This is a genomic window from Pseudomonas sp. NPDC089395, assembly GCF_044749525.1.
Taxonomy (GTDB): domain Bacteria; phylum Pseudomonadota; class Gammaproteobacteria; order Pseudomonadales; family Pseudomonadaceae; genus Aquipseudomonas.
In genome coordinates, this window is the sequence record NZ_JBIVID010000013.1 from 88,788 (window position 1) to 105,993 (window position 17,206).

The following is a 17,206-nucleotide window of genomic DNA, read 5'->3' on the forward strand; positions in this document are numbered from 1 at the left end:
GTGGGTCTGTGCTTTGCAGGTACTGCGAAAAGCTTGTGGTAGAGGCCTGCAAGCGCTTGGGGTCATCGTATCGGGGGAGGTTGAAACATTACAACGCACGGTGCGTTATGTTTTGTTAACCGCCAAAAAGCTGGGGCCGCTGTGCGGCCCTTTCGCGACACAAGGCCGCTCCTACAGAGAGAACGCGATCCCCTGTAGGAGCGGCCTTGTGTCGCGAAAGGGCTGCGCAGCAGCCCCATTGCCATCAAGCCAGGCTTTTGCTCACCACTTCATACACATCACTGGACAGCGCACCGGAGGCCAGAATCCGCTCCAGCTCACCTTTCATCAGCGCCTGACGCGCATCGTCATACTTGCGCCAGCGGGTCAGCGGTGCCAGTTGACGCGAAGCGATCTGCGGGTTCAGCGCATTCAGTTCGATCACCAGGTCCGCCAGGAAGCGATACCCCGAACCATCGGCAGCATGGAAGTTGACCAGGTTCTGCCCGGCAAAGGCACCGATCAATGCCCGCACCTTGTTCGGGTTCTTCAAGGTGAACGCGGGGTGCTGCATCAGCGCCTTGACCCGCGCCAGTCCGCCCGGCAAGGCACTGGCGGCCTGCACGCTGAACCACTGGTCCATGACCAGCGGGTTGTCCTTGAAGTGCTCGGCGAAGCTTTCCAGCGCCTTGGCCCGCTCGGCCTCGAACGGCGAGTTGACCAGCACAGCCAGCGCCGTCAGGCGTTCGGTCATGTTGTCGCACTGGTCGAACTGCTCCAGGGTCGCTTCCAGCACCTGCGGTTTGCCGCTCTGCATCAGGTACGACAGGGCGATGTTCTGCAGGCTGCGGCGGGCAAAGTGCTCGGCTGCGGCAACATAAGCGGTGTTGCGCGACACCTCGCGGTTGGCCTGGTAGCGCGCCCACAGGGCATCGAACAGTTGCGCGGCGATCTGCTGGCGGGCGAACTCGCGAGCCGCGTGGATGGCATCGACGTCAGCCACCTGGCTGATCTCGGTGAGGTACGCTTCGCCCGGCAGCGAGAGCATCTCGGCAACCATGGCAGCGTCCAGCGACGCGTTGGCCAGCACGGTGCCCAGGGCGGTGATCAGGCGCTGGTCGAGCTTCAGTGCTTCGCCGCGCTGGTGTTGGCCGATCAGTTCCTGCAGGACTTGCACCGACAGTTGTTGGCCGGCTTCCCAACGGTTGAAACCGTCGCTGTCGTGCTGCATGAGGAACATCAGCTGGTCACGATCGTACGGGAAGCTCAACTTCACCGGCGCACTGAAACCGCGCAGCAACGATGGCAGCGGCTTGGCCGAAATGCCCTCGAAGGTGAAGGTTTGCTCGGCCTCGGTCACCGACAGCACGCGGCGGGTACCGGCGGCAGCCGACTCACCCACCAGGCGCAGCGGCAAATCGTTACCCTGGGCATCCAGCAGGCCCAGCTCCACCGGGATCACGAACGGCTGTTTTTCGGCCTTGTCCGGGGTGGCCGGGCAGCTCTGGCGGAACGTCAGGCTATAGGTTTGCGCGGCGCTATCATAGCCCTCGCTGACCTCAAGGCGCGGCGTACCGGCCTGGCTGTACCAGCGCTTGAACTGGGTCAGGTCGACGCCGTTGGCGTCTTCCATCGCCTTGATGAAATCGTCGGTGGTCACCGCCTGACCATCGTGGCGCTCGAAGTACAGGTCGCTGCCCTTGCGGAAGCCTTCGGTCCCCAGCAGGGTACGGACCATGCGCACCACTTCGGCGCCCTTTTCATAAACGGTCAGGGTGTAGAAGTTGGAGATCTCGATGAAGCTGTCCGGGCGCACCGGGTGCGCCATGGGGCCGGCGTCCTCGGCGAACTGGTGGGTGCGCAGGTAGGCCACGTCCTCGATACGCTTGACCGTGCGCGAATTCATGTCGGCGCTGAACTCGGCGTCACGGAACACCGTGAAGCCTTCCTTGAGCGAGAGCTGGAACCAGTCACGGCAGGTCACGCGATTGCCCGACCAGTTGTGGAAGTACTCGTGGGCGACCACACCTTCGACCCGTTGGTGGGCAGCATCGGTGGCGGTTTCGGCACGGGCCAGCACACAGCTGGAGTTGAAGATGTTCAGGCCCTTGTTTTCCATGGCGCCCATGTTGAAGTCGTTGACCGCGACGATCATGAAGATGTCCAGGTCGTATTCACGGCCGTAGACTTCCTCGTCCCAACGCATGGACTTCTTCAGGCTGACCATGGCGTGGTCGCACTTGTCGATGTTCTCGGGCTCGACGTAGATACGCAAGGTGACGTCGCGGCCGGACTGGCGCACGAACTTGTCTTCCACGCACCACAGGTCACCGGCCACCAGGGCGAACAGGTAGGCCGGTTTCATGAACGGGTCTTCCCAGGTCGCCCAGTGGCGGCCGTCTTCGGCCGGCCCACTGCCAATCGGGTTGCCGTTCGACAACAGCACCGGGTAGCGATGCTGCTCGGCGATCACCGTGGTGGTGAAGGTGCTCATCACGTCGGGGCGGTCGAGGTAATAGGTGATCTTGCGGAAGCCCTCGGCTTCGCACTGGGTGCAGAACATCTTGCCGGACTTGTACAGGCCTTCCAGCGCGGTGTTGCTCTCCGGGTGGATCTTCACGCTGGTGTCGAGGGTGAAGCGCTCGGTCTTGGGCTGCACGGTCAGGCTGTCGGCTTCAAGCTGATACTCGCCAGCTGCCAGGGCCTGGTCATCCAGCTGCACGCTCTGCAATTCCAGCTGCTGGCCGTCGAGCACCAGTGGCGGCAGGCCAGCACCGCGTGCCGGGTTGCGGCGCATGACCAGTTGCGCATGGACCAGGGTGTGGTCCTCGAACAGCTCGAAGGTCAGGTGCGTCTCGTCGATCAGGTACTCGGGCGCCTGATAGTCCTTGAGGTAGATCACTCGCGGTTGTTCGGTACGCATGTGCAGGTCCTTTTTACTGGAGCACGGCCAACTGGTAGGCCGTGTACTTGCGAATGTTGATCACGCCGGTGTCGAAGATCAGGTACTGGCCCTTGATGCCCAGCAGCGTGCCCTCCACCACCGGGTCCTTGTCGAGGTTGAAGCTGACGATCTTTTTCGGGTAGGCCTCGACTGGGTATTTCATCTCGACCACCTCGGCGTCGGGCAATGCCTGGATCGCCTGCAGGCCAAAGCGCCCTTGCAGCTCGCGCAGGCCATCGGCGCAGGCATCGAATATCTGTTCGCGAACGGCCACCAGGTCGAGCACTTCGGCGTCGCCCTTGAGCAGGGTTCGCCAGTTGGTGCGGTCCGGCACCTGACTGCGCAGCACGTCTTCGACCAGGCCTGACTGCTGGCGGGTGGCCACGCGCATGATCGGCAACGCCTGGCTGGCGCCCTGGTCGAGCCAACGGGTGGGCAACTGGGTGGCGCGGGTAATGCCGACCTTGATCCCCGACGAGTTGGCCAGGTAGACCACATGGTCGGTCATGCAGAACTGTTCGCCCCAGGACGGCTCACGGCAGGTGCCGGCGTCGTAGTGGCATCTTTCCGGGGCCATGATGCAAACGTCGCACTGGGCCAGCTTGGTCATGCACGGGTAGCAGTAACCCTGGCTGAAGCTGGTCTTGGTGCGCTTGCCGCAATGGGTGCAGTGGATGGCACCGAGGTATTCAAGGCGCAGGCGCTGGCCGATCAACGGATTGACCGGTACCTGCGTGTCATCCAGGCGGAAGCTGTACTGCACCAGCGGTGCTTCCAGGCGTACTGCCATCTTGCTCAAAGAGCCACGAGCGAGTTCGATCAATGTACCGAGTCCGACTTGAACAGAATGTTGGCGATCGGTGCGGATTTCGACGCGCACTCCTGCGGGCCCATGTAACCGGTGCGCTGCTCTTCGGGCAGGTTTTTCATCTCCCAGGCGATCACGGCCTGCAGCGACAGCTCTTTCTGCTCGGGGGTGAGCTTGCGGCCATCGGACCATTTGCCGATTTCCACCGCCGTTTTCAGGCTTTGGTAGATTTCCGGGGTGATGTTTTCGATCATTTGCGTGAACGTGGACATAGCGTCTCCTAAATCAAGCGGACAGTTTACGCCGGGCCAGCGCCCCACCCAAGAGGCCCGTCAGGCATCCGATGAGCAACCCGCCGACGTGGGCGGCGTTGGCGATCTGACCGAAGCCGAGCTGGCCGACCACACCGGTCAGGCAGATGACCAGCCAGACGAGCATCATCACCAGCACGCCCTTGGGCAGGCTGAAGAAGCGGTTAGGCGCCAGCCACTGGTACAGCCAGACATGGCCGAGCAGGCCGTACAGCACACCGGACAGGCCGCCGAACAGGCTCGGGCCACTGGTGTAATGCTGGGCAAGGTTCGACACCAGGCTGAACAGCAGGGTCAGGCCCAGCAGCAGCCAGGGGCCTTGGCGCAGTTCGATGCGCTTGCCCAACTCCCAGTACCACAGGCCGTTCATGGCCAGGTGCAGCACGCCGAAGTGCAGCAGCATCGGCGACACCAGGCGCCACCATTGGCCTTCGGCCAGGCCCTGGGCCAGCGGGGTGAAGTGCAGGTATTCGCCCTGCACGCGGAAGTCGAGGAAGGTGAACCAGCTGATGGTGACGAGGTTGTCACCCAGGCCGGTGAGGCCGGCGACCACCAGGCAGAGGAACAGGGTGAAGGTGGTGACCTTGCAGGCTTTCGCCTGCTCGCTCAGCGTTGGCCCTTTCGCCGGCAAGCCGGCGCCCACAGGGGGCGTAGCGACTTCGATGTCGGCGTTGCCATCGGGGTAGCGCTGGTAGAGCTGGAGAACGTCCGCGGCAATCGTGTCCGGGGCCCAGAGCACCTGGACTTCACCCTCTTCGCTGACCCGATGCGGCACCTGCAGGCGCTGCAGCAGATGGACGAAGCCGCTGAGGTCGACCGACAACGGCAGGCGCATCACTTCGACGATATTCATTGGTTGGCCTGCGGTCGGTCGACGTCGACCCACACGAACTTGTGCGGGTCGATCCGGGTTTCATCATCCAGCCGATAGGCCGCCAGCTTGCCGTACAGCACCGCACTGTAGTCGAGGCAGGCCAGGTTGCCGCGGATCGGTGCCGGGCGGCCGCTGCGCCAGTAATGGCCGACGAACAGCATCGGCTCGTCCTCGGCATAGCGTAGCAAGGCGTTCTTCTCGGTGTGGCTCAGGGGCGTGCGGGCCACATCGTCGGGCAGCGCATCGGGCTGGAAGACGATGTCGCCGTAGGTTTGCGGGTCTTCTTCCCAGAACTTGGTGCGGAAGAAGGCGCGGGTCAGGCCGTCGCCGCCGGTCAGCGTCAGACCGTCCGGCAGGCGCATGTCGGTGCCGCGCAGCAGGCGGTTGCACACGGTGGCGGCGAAGCTGCCGGACACTGCCGACGCCTGGATGAAATGTTCGTCGATGCGCCCATCGGGGTATTGCTGGCGCAACGGTTCGATCAGCCGAGGGTCCCAGCAGGCATGCACCAGGCGGAAGCGTCCGGCGTCGACGAACAGCGGCAGGTCGTAGAACCACTGGATGAAGTCGTGCCAGTCGCCGGGGTGCTGGGCGAACTGGGTCAGGGTCTCGTCGATCAGGCGGGCATGGCGTGGCGTGTGCTCGCGCACGAAGGCCTTGCCGCTGCCGGGCAGTGCCGGGGTGACCCAGCCCAGGGCGTTGTATTCGTGGTTGCCCATGATGCAGAACGCCTGGCCGGCTTCGACCATGTCGTGGACGATGTGCAACGCCTCGCGGATGCGCGGGCCGCGGTCGACGATGTCGCCGAGGAACAGCGCCTGGCGTCGCGGATGGCGCCACACGCCGCTGACGCGCTTGTAGCCGAGGGCATCGAGCAACCGTTCGAGGGTCAGTGCACAGCCGTGCACGTCACCGATGATGTCGAAACTGCGCGCCGGATCGAGCATCAGTCGTCCCTGCTTCCGAGGCGGCTGCCCCAGCCGAGCTTGGTGCGGCAAACCTCATAGTAGTTGTGGTCGAGCGGGTGGATCAGGCGCAGCTTCTGCGGTTTCTTGCTCACCGTGATGGTGTCGCCGGGGGCGCAGGTGAAGTGGTTCTGGCCGTCACAGGACACCTGCGGATAGATCTGCAGGTCCTTGGACACGACGATCTTCAGCTCGCTGTTGCCATCCACCACGATCGGCCGGCCCGACAGGGTGTGCGGGTACATCGGCACGATGACGATGGCGTCGAGCTTGGGGTGCATGATCGGGCCACCGGCCGACAACGCGTAGGCGGTCGAGCCGGTCGGGGTAGCGACGATCAGGCCGTCAGCCTTCTGGCTGCAGACGAACTGGCCGTCGATATAGATCTCGAACTCGATCATCCGCGTCGACTTGCCCGGGTGCAGGACCACGTCGTTGAGCGCATCGCCCTGGCCGATCGCCTCGTGATGGCGGCGCACCTCGGCCTGCAGCAGGAAGCGGTTTTCCACCAGGTAGTGGCCGTCGAGCACCTCGGCGACCTTTTCTTCCAGCTCATCGGGGCGGATATCGGTGAGGAAACCCAGGTTGCCGCGGTTGATGCCCAGTACCGGGATATTGTGCCGGGCCAGGGCGCGTGCTGCGCCGAGCAGGCTGCCGTCGCCGCCGACCACGATGACCAGGTCGCAGACCTCTCCCAGCAGTTTGCGTGTCGACGTCTGCAGGCCATGGCCTGGCAGGACTTCGGCGATGGTGTCCTCGAGAATCACGTGCAGGTGGCGCTCGAGGAGGAATTTTTTCAGTCGGCGAATGGTGTCGAGCACCTGGGAGCTGCCAAGGCGGCCGATGATACCGATATTGCGAAATTGCTCCATGGGGCTCCTGCGAGGCTCTGCGGCGGGGTGACGATGCCGGGATTATGGGCGAAACGACCGGCCAGCGGCAAACCGGCTATGCTCGCAGCATGATGCCTTTCGCCGAGCTGCACGCACTGCCCCGTCAATTGCGCCGCCCTGCCGTGCGCGACCTGGCCTGGGCCCTGCTGTCGCCACCGCTGCTGAGCGCCACGCCCTGCCCCCAGCGCCATCCGCTGGCGGGCAGCGCCTGGGCGGCTGATCCGCAGCGCCTGAAGGATTGGTTGCAGGCGCTGGACGCCGACGACCAGCCCCTGCGCGCGTGGCTGGCGAAACTCACCAGCCGGCGCCTGGGCCTGTACTACGAATGTCTGTGGCAATTTGCCCTGGGCCAGGCGCCGGGCATCGCGTTGCTGGCCGCCAACCTGGCGATCCGCGACCACAGCCGAACATTGGGCGAGCTGGACATCCTGCTGCGCGACAGCGACGGCACCCATCACCTGGAACTGGCCATCAAGCTCTACCTGGGGCCTGCCGACGGCGATGGCCGTGACTCGGCGCAGTGGCTGGGGCCCGGCTGCCATGACCGGCTGGGCAACAAGTTGGCGCATCTGGCTGGCCATCAGTTGCCGATGTCGGGTCAAGCACACAGCCGTGAGGCGCTGGCCGAGCTTGGCGTGGAGCAGGTGCAGGCGCATCTGTGGCTTGCGGGTTATCTGTTCTACCCGTGGCCTGGGCATGCTGAACCGCCCGAAGGGGCCAACCCGGAGCACCTGCGTGGGCGCTGGGTACGGCGCCGGGATTGGCCGATGAGCGCGAGCGAACGCTGGCAGCCGCTGCCCCGCCAAGCCTGGCTGGCGCCGGCACGGGTCGAAGCGAATGAGTGCTGGGCGCCCCTGCAGTTCGCCGCTTGGCTGGCGGAATTGGACCCGCAGGCACCGGCGCAGATGCTGGTCAGGCTGGCGCCAGGCTCAGAGGGTGTGTGGCATGAGGTCGAGCGGCTGTTCCTGGTGTCCGATAGCTGGCCGCAATTGCCCGTTTTTAGATGACCTTTACCGGCGATAGGGCCAGTACAGGCAACATAGCTTTCAGAGACCCAGCGCAAAGCTTTATTCCATCCAGGCAGTTACAGTTGATAGCGAGCGCCGCCAAGAGCGCCACCTTTGACCATTGACCTGATGACGAGGACCGCCCATGGTTTCATCCACCCCCGCGAGCCATTATTCGCGCCTGTCCATCGCCCTGCACTGGCTGATGCTGGTGCTGCTGGCCGCCGTCTATGCCTTCATCGAGTTCCGCGGCCTGTTCCCCAAGGACAGCGCCGAACGCAATCTGATGAAAGACCTGCACTTCATGCTTGGCCTGAGCGTGTTCGTGCTGGTCTGGCTACGCCTGGCCATGCGCCTGGTGCGCCCTGCCCCACCCATCGTGCCCAAGCCACCGGCCTGGCAGACTGGCCTGGCGCACTTGATGCATCTGGCGCTGTACCTGCTGATGATCGGTTTGCCCCTGGCCGGCTGGCTGATTCTCAGCGCCGCCGACAAGCCGGTGCCTTTCTATGGCCTGGAACTGCCGCACTTGATCGGACCAGACCCGGACCAGGCCAAGTTCATCAAGGGCTGGCATGAACGTGTGGCCACCTGGGGTTACTGGCTGATCGGTCTGCATGCGCTGGCCGGGCTGTACCACCACTACGTGCAACGCGACAACACACTGCTGCGCATGCTGCCCTACAAGTAACCACGCCTGCCCTGCAGGCCACCTGTGTGCAGGAAGATCAGGCGAGTGCCGGGCGCGAACCGTCCGGCCTCGATCTGCTCGCGCAGAGCCAGCAGGGCCTTTGCCGTGTAGAGGGCTTCCAGTGGAACGCCTGTGCGGCCTTCGGTTTCGTCGATGAATGCCAGCAGCTCATCATCGATTCTGGCGAAACCGCCACGGCAGGCCGCGTGCAGCTGATAACCGCGATTACCCGCCAACGCCGCCACCGCCTCGGGCACACCGTGATCCCACGGCACTGCCAGGGCGCCATGCACCTCATGCGCGCCCGCCTCGGCCAATACCAGGCCCGCCAGGGTGGTACCCGTGCCGGCTGCCAGCCACCAGGCGTGGTAGTCCGGCCAGCCCAGGCCGGCCAGTTGCGCCCGGACCTGCTCGACGATCAATGCGCACCCCTGCGCCCCAGCCAGCCCGCCACCGCCTTCGGGAATGCAGTGCCAATCGGGATAGCGCGCCTGCCAGGGCGCCCAGAACCCGGCCTCGTGGCGGGCTCGGTAGCCGCCGTAGCCAAGCCAGTGCAGTTCCATGCCGAGCGCCTGCAGGTCACGCACCGTGGGGGTGTCCTGGGGGTGGCCACGCAGCAGGCCAACGGTCGCGAAGCCGAACCGCTTGCCTGCGGCGGCCAGGGCGTGAAGGTGGTTGGAGTAGTTGCCGCCGAGGCTGATGAGACCAGGGGAGCCTGCTTCATGGGCTTGCAGCAGGTGGTGACGCAGCTTGAACCATTTGTTGCCGCTGATCAGCGGGTCGATCAGGTCCAGGCGCAGGATGGCGGCTTCGACCTGGGCGGTTTCCAGCCAGGGTAGGTGCAAGGGCTGCAAGGGGGCTTGGGGAAGGTCGAAAAAGCGGGGAGACATGATTGGGTGCCTGACGCGGGGGCATCAGTCTATCAATGAAAACCGGGGACCGCGCAGCGGTCCCCAACCCCTACCTCAAAGTTCGGCAGCCAACCGCGACCCTTGGTTGATCGCTCGCTTGGCATCCAGCTCGGCCGCCACATCCGCGCCACCAATCAGGTGCACCGACTGCCCCGCCGCCAGCAGCCCTTCCTGCAGCTCCCGCAACGGCTCCTGCCCGGCGCAGATCACCACATTGTCCACCGCCAACACCTGCGGCTCGCCCTCGCCGACACGAATGTGCAGGCCGGCATCATCGATCCCCAGGTACTCGACGCTGTTGAGCATCTGCACCTGCTTGTTCTTCAGCCCGGCGCGATGGATCCAGCCGGTGGTCTTGCCCAGACCATCACCGACCTTGGACTTCTTGCGCTGTAGCAAATACACCTGACGGGCCGGCGCATGAGGCTGGGCCTTTACCCCTGCCACGCCACCACGCGCCTCCAGCTGGGTGTCGATCCCCCACTCCTTCCAGAAGGCGTCGCGGTCCTGGCTGCTTGCCATGCCCTGGTGCACCAGATACTCGGAAACATCGAAGCCAATACCACCGGCACCGATCACCGCGACCGCCTCGCCGACCGGCTTGCGTTCGAGCAGCACGTCAAGGTAGCTGAGCACCTTCGCATGCTCGACCCCCGGAATGGCCGGGGTACGCGGGGCAATGCCGGTGGCCAGGATGACTTCGTCATAACCACCGTCAACCAGAGACTGCACATCGACCCGGGTGTTCAGGCGAAGCTCGACGCCGGTGCTGTCCACCTTGTTGCGGAAGTAGCGCAAGGTCTCGAAGAACTCCTCCTTGCCGGGCACTCGCTTGGCGACGTTGAACTGGCCGCCGATTTCGCTGGCTGCGTCGAACAGTGTCACCGCGTGTCCACGCTCGGCAGCCACGGTAGCCGCCGCCAGGCCGGCAGGTCCGGCGCCGACCACGGCGATTCGCTTGACGGTGCGCACGGGCAGGTAGTTGAGTTCCGTTTCATGGCAGGCGCGCGGGTTGACCAGGCAACTGGTCAGCTTGCCGCCAAAGGTGTGGTCCAAACAGGCCTGGTTGCAGCCGATGCAGGTGTTGATCGCATCGCTGCGCCCCGCAGCGGCCTTGTTGACGAAGTCTGGGTCGGCCAGGAATGGCCGAGCCATCGAAACCATGTCGGCATCGCCCTCTGCCAGCACCGCCTCGGCCACTTCAGGGGTGTTGATGCGGTTGGTGGTGATCAGCGGGATCTTCACCACCCCGCGCAGCTTGGCGGTGACCTTGCTGAAGGCTGCGCGCGGCACCTTGGTGGCGATGGTCGGAATACGCGCTTCGTGCCAGCCGATGCCGGTGTTGATCAGCGTCGCGCCTGCCTGCTCGATAGCCTTGGCCAGCTGTTCGATTTCGTCCCAGGTACTGCCGCCCTCGACCAGGTCGAGCATCGACAAACGGAAAATGATGATGAAGTTCGGCCCGACTGCATCGCGCACCCGGCTGACGATCTCCACCGCCAGGCGCATGCGGTTTTCAAAACTGCCACCCCAGCGGTCGGTACGGTGATTGGTATGGGCGGCGAGGAACTGGTTGATGAAGTAGCCTTCCGAACCCATGACCTCGACACCGTCATAACCAGCGCGCTGCGCCAGCACGGCGCAATTGACGAAGTCGGCGATCTGTTTCTCGATACCGGCCTCGTCCAGCGCCTTGGGCTTGAACGGGTTGATCGGTGCCTGGATCGCGCTCGGCGCGACCTGCCGCGGGCTGTAGGCGTAGCGCCCGGCATGCAGGATCTGCAGGCAGATCTTGCCACCGGCCGCATGCACTGCTTCGGTGACAATGCGGTGATTGTCGGCCTCTTCCTCGGTGCTCAGCTTGGCCGCGCCGGAGTACACCCCACCCTCGTCGTTGGGCGCGATACCGCCGGTGACCATCAGGCCGACACCACCGCGGGCACGTTCGGCAAAATACGCCGCCATACGCTCGAAGCCGCCCGGGCGCTCTTCGAGGCCGGTGTGCATCGAGCCCATCAAGGTGCGGTTGCGCAAGGTGGTGAAGCCCAGGTCGAGCGGGGCCAGCAAGTGCGGATAGCGGTCGGCAGCCATGGAACGGTTCCCCATGTGGCGTGATCACGGAATGCGGGTGCCTCGGCGGGCCCCGTCGTTTATGCCAACGACATTAAACAGCCGTTTGAATGCGCTCAATGATCGAAACTGACAACTTATTGATCCTGCTGCACAGCAGGACTACCCTAGGAAACCTTTGTTCTTATAAGCGCTTTACCGCCGCATGCGAAAACTCCTGGTAGGCGCCTTGGCGCTGGTAATGATCACCGCTCTGTGCGGCTACGGTTTCTGGACCCAACAGCGCCCGGAAGGCCATTATTTGTCCGACTTGCGCATCGAGCTGGCGCTCAACCATGGCGTACCCGGTGAGCGTGGCAATCTGCTGGGCGTCGAACCCCTGCTCTACCCCAGCGACTACCAGAACCTGCAGCGCTTGCACCGCAAGCTCGCGGCCTACCTGGAGCAGGCCCGTGCCCAGGGCCTGATCGGCCCGCGCACGGTCGTGGTGCTGCCGGAACACATCGGCACCTGGCTGTGGGCCCGCGGCGAGAAGAACGAGCTGTATCAGGTGACCCACGACCGCGAGGCGCAGCAGTGGCTGGAGCTGAGCAACCCGTTGCGCTACGGGCTGGCCATGTTGCGCGCCAAAGGGGATGACCGCCGCGCCGATGCGCACTTGCGCATGAAGGCCAAACAGATGGCCAGCGACTACCAGCAACTGTTTGGCGGCCTGGCCCGGGAGTTCGGCGTAACCCTGGTGGCCGGCTCGATCGTGTTGCCCGCGCCCTATGTCGAACACGGCGTATTGCATGTCGGCAGCGGCCCGCTGTTCAACAGCAGCCTGGTGTTCGCAGCCGATGGTTCATTGCTGGGCCAGCCTCAGCGGCAGCAATACCCCGACAGCGAAGTGCGGCGTTACATCCACCATGGTCGGCATTTCCCGCTGCAAGTACTGCAAACGCCAGCTGGGCGCCTGGGTGTGTTGATCGGCAGTGACAGCTGGTACCCAGAGAACCAACACCAGCTGGAGCAACAACAGGTACAACTGGTTGCCAACCCGGTCTTTCTCAGCGGCAAGGGCAGTTGGGACGCGCCCTGGCGTGGCAACCGCCACCAGGACGCGGCCGCCGAACTGGCCCTGCAACGTGGCGCAGTCAGCGAGCAAGCGGCCTGGCAGCAGCTCACCCAAGGCGCAGGCAGCCAGGTGAGCAGCATGAGCGTGTTCATGCGTGGGCAGTTCTGGGAACAGGGCAGCGACGGCCAGGGCTTTGCCCACCACGCCGGCGAGCTGTTGGCGGGCCCGCCCAGCCACGGCGCGCGCCTGTTGAACGTCTGGTTGTAGGGCGATGGCCCGCCCCCGCGTGCGCCTAGGCGACCTGTCGGTAGGCTTCGTCCAGCCACTGGCCGAAGCGTTGCGTGCCCTGGGCCACGACCCGGCCCCCCTGCTATGCCGTTACGGGCTCGACGCCACCCGCCTGGCCGAAGCCGGCGCGCGCTTGTCGATCCCTCGCTACATGCACCTTGGGCATGCCGCCATCGCACTGAGCGGGCAGCCGGCGCTGGGCTTGCACATGGGGCGCCTGAGCCGGCTGGCCCAGGCCGGCCTGGCAGGCGTCACGGCGGCCCAGGCGCCTACCCTGGGCGAAGCCGCACGTACCCTGCTGCGCTTCGAACCGCTATATGCCGCCAATTACCGAGGCCATTCCCGTTTTCTCGAAGACCCCCAGGGGGCATGGCTGCGCTTCTATTCGATCAGCCCCTACAACAACTACAACCGTTTCGTGGTCGATTCACTGCTGGCCGGCTGGCTGGCCCAACTGGGCGCACTGGCGGGCGTTGCATTGCAGGCCGAGCGGTTGGAGATGGAATTCGAGGCGCCCGACTACGCCAGCGATTACCAGCCGCTGTGCAGCACTACCGTGCAGTTTGGCACCAGTGACAACCAACTGCGCCTGAGCCGCGCCACGCTGGACCTGCCCAACCCGCAACACTGCCCAAGCACCTGGCAGCACCTGCTGCAATTGTGTGAAGCGGAAATGCTCCAGCGCACCCGGGTGCGCAGCCTGGGCGAACGCATCACCCATCTGCTCGGCCCGCTGCTCAACGGCGGCCGTGAACCCGACCTGGAAGAAGTGGCGTTGCACCTGCAACTGCCCACCTGGACCTTGCGGCGCAAACTGGCCGAAGAAGGCACGTGCTTTCGCAGCCTGCTCAACGACACGCGGCGCGACCTGGCCGAGACCTACATCCGCGACACGGAACTGGCCTTTGGCGAGATCGCCTACCTGTTGGGGTTTGCATCGGCCGAAGCCTTCCAGCGCGCATTCAAGCGCTGGACGGGCGTTACGCCAGGGGAATTTCGCCGCAGCCAGCGGCGAGTGGGTTAAAGCTCGGTCGCGTCGTCGGCCGGCTCCGGGGTATCCCGTTCATAGTCATGGTATTCGAGCAGCTCTTCCTGGTAGTCATCCATCGCCGGCTTCCTTTTCACGTTCTGTCTTCGTTGGTCATGCCTTCACGCTAGGCGAGTGGGATGAAAGCATGATGACAAGCTGATGCTCCGGTACTTGGCAATCGTTGATTCTCTGCGCCATTTTCAGCGTAGACGCTTCTCAGCAGGTGCTGAACGCAGCAGCTTCAGCCCGAACACAATCCATGCAGACACGTGGCGGCTTGATAGTGGGTGTCCGGTGTGTTGGGCGAAAATTATTTCATCAAACCGCCACTGCGTTGATTGATCCGATCATTAAAATAGGCCGACTGATAAAAATAATGATTGGAATACAATCCCGTGAAAATCCAGCCACTTCCGCCTCTCAACAGCCTTCATGCGTTTGAGTCTGCGGCGCGTCACCTGAGCTTTACCCTTGCTGCCAAGGAACTGAATGTCACCCAGGGTGCAATTAGCCGTCAGGTTCGCCTTCTTGAGGACTACCTGGGCAAGGCACTGTTCACCCGCACCACCCGCACCATGACCCTTACACCGACGGGTGCGCAATACTACGAAACCGTGCGTGAGTGCATGCTGCACCTGGCGCGCACCACCGGCGAGATTCGCCAGTGGCAAGGCAACCAGCAAGTCACCGTGGCCACGAGTACCGCCATGGCCTCACTGTGGTTGCTGCCCAAGGTGTCGGAATTCCAGGCTGCCCATGAAAACATCGATCTGCGGATCATCGCCCACGACCACGTGAAAGATTACGCCAGGCTCGACAGCGACCTGGCACTCTACTACTGCAACCCACCGCCCAAAGACATGGCGGTTACACCGCTGTTTTCGGAAGAAATCTTCCTGGTGTGCAGCCCGGGCTATCTGGCCAGGCACCCGCAGCTGAGCCACATCGAAGGGTTGTCATCGTGCACCTGGCTGTGGCTCGAAGCCTCCCAGCGCGACTGGGTCGGCTGGCCCGAGTGGTTCAAGCGCCTGGGGTACGGGCCCATGACCCCCAAGCATCGCGTCAACATCAATAGCTACAGCATGTTGATCCAGTCGGCGATCAGCGGGCAGGGCGTGGCGCTGGCCTGGGGCAACCTGGTGGACGATGCGTTGAGCACCGGCGCGCTGGTCAAGCCCAACGATGTGGTGCTGCAGACTGATGCCAAGTTCTGCCTGCTGGAATCGCCCACCGAACGCGGCCCGCGTGAAAGCGTGCGACTGTTCCGGGACTGGTTGATGGCCCTGCCTTCAATACAACAATAGCGCACTGAAACGCAGAACCGACAGCTGATGGCTGTCGGTTCTGGTCCTTGCGAGCCGGGTTGTGGTCAGCCGGCTTTCTTCGCCGTCAGCCCCATCTCCAGCCCCCCGCCTGCCAGCGTTGCCCCCACCGGCGTGATGGTCTGCACAAGGGCGTCCGGGATGGGCAGGCGCCCACCCGGCGGCACATCGTGCAGGCCATCAGCCATTTCCTGGCGCAAACTGCGCATCAGCGTGTAGCTGATCAGCAGGATGAACCCCGCAATCGGCAAGCCCGCCGCGATGCTCGCCATCTGGATCGCCTTGAGCCCCCCCGCCATCAGCAGGGCCGTGGCAATGGCGCCCTCCAGGAGGCACCAGAGCAGCCGGATGCTTTGTGGCGGGTTGGCACTGCCCATGGCGTTCAACGTACACAGCACCTGGGTGCCGGAGTCGGCCGAAGTGATGAAGTAGGTTGCCAGCAGGATGCAGACCAGTACGCTCAGAACCTTGCCCAACGTGCCCGGGTCGATCTTGTGCAGCAGGGTGAACATGGCAGCGGTGGTTTCCTGCTTGGTCGCCAGCAATACCGTGCCACCTTCGAACTTGGCCTTGTCGCCCTGCAGTTCACCCTTGGCGACCCACTCAGCGTGCTGCTGACGATCGACCTGCTCGGCCTTGAGCGCGGCCCCCCCGAACACCGACATCCAGATGATGGTCACCAGGGTCGGAACCAGAAGTGCACCGGCGATCAATTCACGAATGGTGCGGCCTTTGGAAATTCGCGCGATGAACAGACCGACAAACGGGCCCCAGGTCATCCACCACGGCCAATAGAACGCGGTCCACCAGTTTTGCCAGCCGCTGTCTTTCTGGGCATCGCTCCAGAAGCTCAGGCCGACTACATGGCTGGCATAGTCACCGGTGCTTTCAAGGATCAGGTTGAGGATGTAACGGGTTGGCCCCAGCAGCAGGATCAGCACCACCAGCACCACCGACAGCAGCATGTTCCATTCCGAGAGGCGCTTCATGCCACGCGACACACCGGCCATCACCGACACGGTGGTGACCAGGGTAATGAGCACGATCAAGGTGATCTGCACCCCCAGGCTGATGGGCAGGTCGAATACCTGACTCAGGCCGGTGTTCATTTGCACCACGCCCAGGCCCAGCGACTGAGAGACGCCGAACGCGGTGATCACCACGGCAAGGATGTCCACCACATGCCCCACAGGCCCATAGATGCGCTCGCCGATAAGCGGGTAAAGGATCGAGCGCATGGACAGCGGCAAACCCTTGCGATAGGCAAAGTAGGCAAGGCCCAGGCCGACGATGGTAAAGATGGCCCAGGGATGCAGGCCCCAGTGGAACAGGGTGATGCGCATGGCCGTGGTGGCGGCTTCGTCGGTGAGGCCGGTGGCGAACGGGTTGCCCGCGTAATGCCACATGGGTTCTGCAACCGACCAGAAGATCAGCCCGATACCCATGCCGCCACTGAACAACATGGCGATCCAGGAGCCGAAGCTGAACTCGGGCTTGTCGTCATCACGTCCCAGCTTGATGTGCCCGAACTTGCTGCACATCAGATAGAACAACAGCCCCAGCACGCCGGTGACGGAGATCAGATAGAACCATTTGAAGTTCAGCAGGATGAAGTCGGAGGCAGTTTGAAAAGCCACTGCTGCATGTTGGGCAAACAGGGCGCAAAAGAGTACGAAAACGACAACGGCCAGTAACGACCAGAGCGTCACGGTGGGATTGAGGCCTTTGAGCAGGCCAGATTCGGCACGCATTGGTTATCCCCTATTGTTTTTGTTCAAGGGTTTGATGTCACGGTTGTATAGCGCCGCTGCCACAGGCAGGTGCCGGATCCTTGGCGGCGGGCTTCACATAATCCCAAGGCGCTGCACGCTCCCTTGGGCCCTATCAAAATGAGAGAACTACACGCCTTTCGACAAACCATTTCTAATCATCAATTGATTACCAAAAATCATTAATATGAAAATCTCAAGACGGACCATTCCTCCGTCATACCCCAGCTGGTCGCAAAACCAACAAATAAATCATTAATGATAAAAACTGATAAATCGCACTGAAA

General features: G+C 63.4%; 14 protein-coding genes. 5 read left to right on the forward strand and 9 right to left on the reverse strand.

Features of this window, described 5'->3' with window-relative positions; translation table 11 throughout:
* Positions 1–244 precede the first annotated feature (244 nt).
* Genes pepN through ACIPZG_RS23495 form a run of 6 tightly spaced genes read right to left on the reverse strand, consistent with a single transcriptional unit; the run spans position 245 to position 6,753 of the window.
* Positions 245–2,902, reverse strand: a complete 2,658-nt coding sequence (gene pepN / locus ACIPZG_RS23470) for an aminopeptidase N (protein WP_400717342.1) — start codon at positions 2,900–2,902, stop codon at positions 245–247.
* A gap of 13 nt (positions 2,903–2,915) precedes the next feature.
* Positions 2,916–3,746, reverse strand: coding sequence for a DUF2797 domain-containing protein (locus tag ACIPZG_RS23475; RefSeq protein WP_400717344.1), 831 nt, complete (start codon positions 3,744–3,746; stop codon positions 2,916–2,918).
* Positions 3,743–4,003 (reverse strand): YeaC family protein, encoded by a 261-nt coding sequence (locus tag ACIPZG_RS23480; protein ID WP_400717346.1) that lies wholly within the window; start codon positions 4,001–4,003, stop codon positions 3,743–3,745. Before ACIPZG_RS23480 ends, ACIPZG_RS23475 begins: the two co-directional genes overlap by 4 nt.
* Positions 4,004–4,016: 13 nt before the next feature.
* Positions 4,017–4,895 (reverse strand): rhomboid family intramembrane serine protease, encoded by an 879-nt coding sequence (locus tag ACIPZG_RS23485; RefSeq protein WP_400717348.1) that lies wholly within the window; start codon positions 4,893–4,895, stop codon positions 4,017–4,019.
* Entirely contained in the window at positions 4,892–5,863 is a 972-nt protein-coding gene (locus tag ACIPZG_RS23490; RefSeq protein ID WP_008090065.1) for a metallophosphoesterase, read from the reverse strand. Before ACIPZG_RS23490 ends, ACIPZG_RS23485 begins: the two co-directional genes overlap by 4 nt.
* Positions 5,863–6,753 carry an NAD(+) kinase gene (locus tag ACIPZG_RS23495; RefSeq protein ID WP_008090067.1) on the reverse strand — a complete coding sequence of 297 codons (891 nt, stop codon included), beginning with the start codon at positions 6,751–6,753 and terminating at the stop codon, positions 5,863–5,865. Before ACIPZG_RS23495 ends, ACIPZG_RS23490 begins: the two co-directional genes overlap by 1 nt.
* Before the next feature lie 44 nt (positions 6,754–6,797).
* Here ACIPZG_RS23495 and ACIPZG_RS23500 point away from each other — a divergent pair, with 44 nt between their 5' ends.
* Both ACIPZG_RS23500 and ACIPZG_RS23505 read left to right on the forward strand, forming a co-directional pair.
* Positions 6,798–7,781, forward strand: coding sequence for a DUF1853 family protein (locus tag ACIPZG_RS23500; protein ID WP_400717350.1), 984 nt, complete (start codon positions 6,798–6,800; stop codon positions 7,779–7,781).
* A gap of 145 nt (positions 7,782–7,926) precedes the next feature.
* Positions 7,927–8,472: a cytochrome b gene (locus tag ACIPZG_RS23505; RefSeq protein WP_400717352.1), complete on the forward strand. Its 546-nt coding sequence runs from the start codon at positions 7,927–7,929 to the stop codon at positions 8,470–8,472.
* Here the strand turns inward: ACIPZG_RS23505 and ACIPZG_RS23510 are convergent.
* The gene (locus tag ACIPZG_RS23510; protein WP_400717354.1) at positions 8,463–9,362 is read right to left on the reverse strand and encodes a 1-aminocyclopropane-1-carboxylate deaminase/D-cysteine desulfhydrase; all 900 of its coding nucleotides are present in this window, start codon (positions 9,360–9,362) and stop codon (positions 8,463–8,465) included. The two genes, ACIPZG_RS23505 and ACIPZG_RS23510, sit on opposite strands and share 10 nt — an antisense overlap.
* Before the next feature lie 75 nt (positions 9,363–9,437).
* Entirely contained in the window at positions 9,438–11,474 is a 2,037-nt protein-coding gene (locus ACIPZG_RS23515; protein ID WP_400717357.1) for an FAD-dependent oxidoreductase, read from the reverse strand.
* Positions 11,475–11,658: 184 nt separating this feature from the next.
* Between ACIPZG_RS23515 and ACIPZG_RS23520 the strand changes: the two genes are divergently transcribed.
* The 3 genes from ACIPZG_RS23520 to ACIPZG_RS23530 all read left to right on the forward strand — a co-directional run bounded on the left by ACIPZG_RS23520 (position 11,659) and on the right by ACIPZG_RS23530 (position 15,132).
* Positions 11,659–12,777 (forward strand): nitrilase-related carbon-nitrogen hydrolase, encoded by a 1,119-nt coding sequence (locus tag ACIPZG_RS23520; RefSeq protein WP_400717359.1) that lies wholly within the window; start codon positions 11,659–11,661, stop codon positions 12,775–12,777.
* Positions 12,778–12,781: 4 nt separating this feature from the next.
* Positions 12,782–13,822 carry an AraC family transcriptional regulator gene (locus ACIPZG_RS23525; protein ID WP_400717361.1) on the forward strand — a complete coding sequence of 347 codons (1,041 nt, stop codon included), beginning with the start codon at positions 12,782–12,784 and terminating at the stop codon, positions 13,820–13,822.
* Between the two features lie 401 nt (positions 13,823–14,223).
* Positions 14,224–15,132, forward strand: a complete 909-nt coding sequence (locus ACIPZG_RS23530; RefSeq protein ID WP_400717363.1) for a LysR substrate-binding domain-containing protein — start codon at positions 14,224–14,226, stop codon at positions 15,130–15,132.
* Between the two features lie 65 nt (positions 15,133–15,197).
* Here ACIPZG_RS23530 and ACIPZG_RS23535 read toward each other — a convergent pair whose 3' ends face one another.
* On the reverse strand, positions 15,198–16,901 hold the full coding sequence (locus ACIPZG_RS23535) for a BCCT family transporter (protein WP_400717365.1): 1,704 nt from the start codon (positions 16,899–16,901) through the stop codon (positions 15,198–15,200).
* Positions 16,902–17,206: the final 305 nt, after the last annotated feature.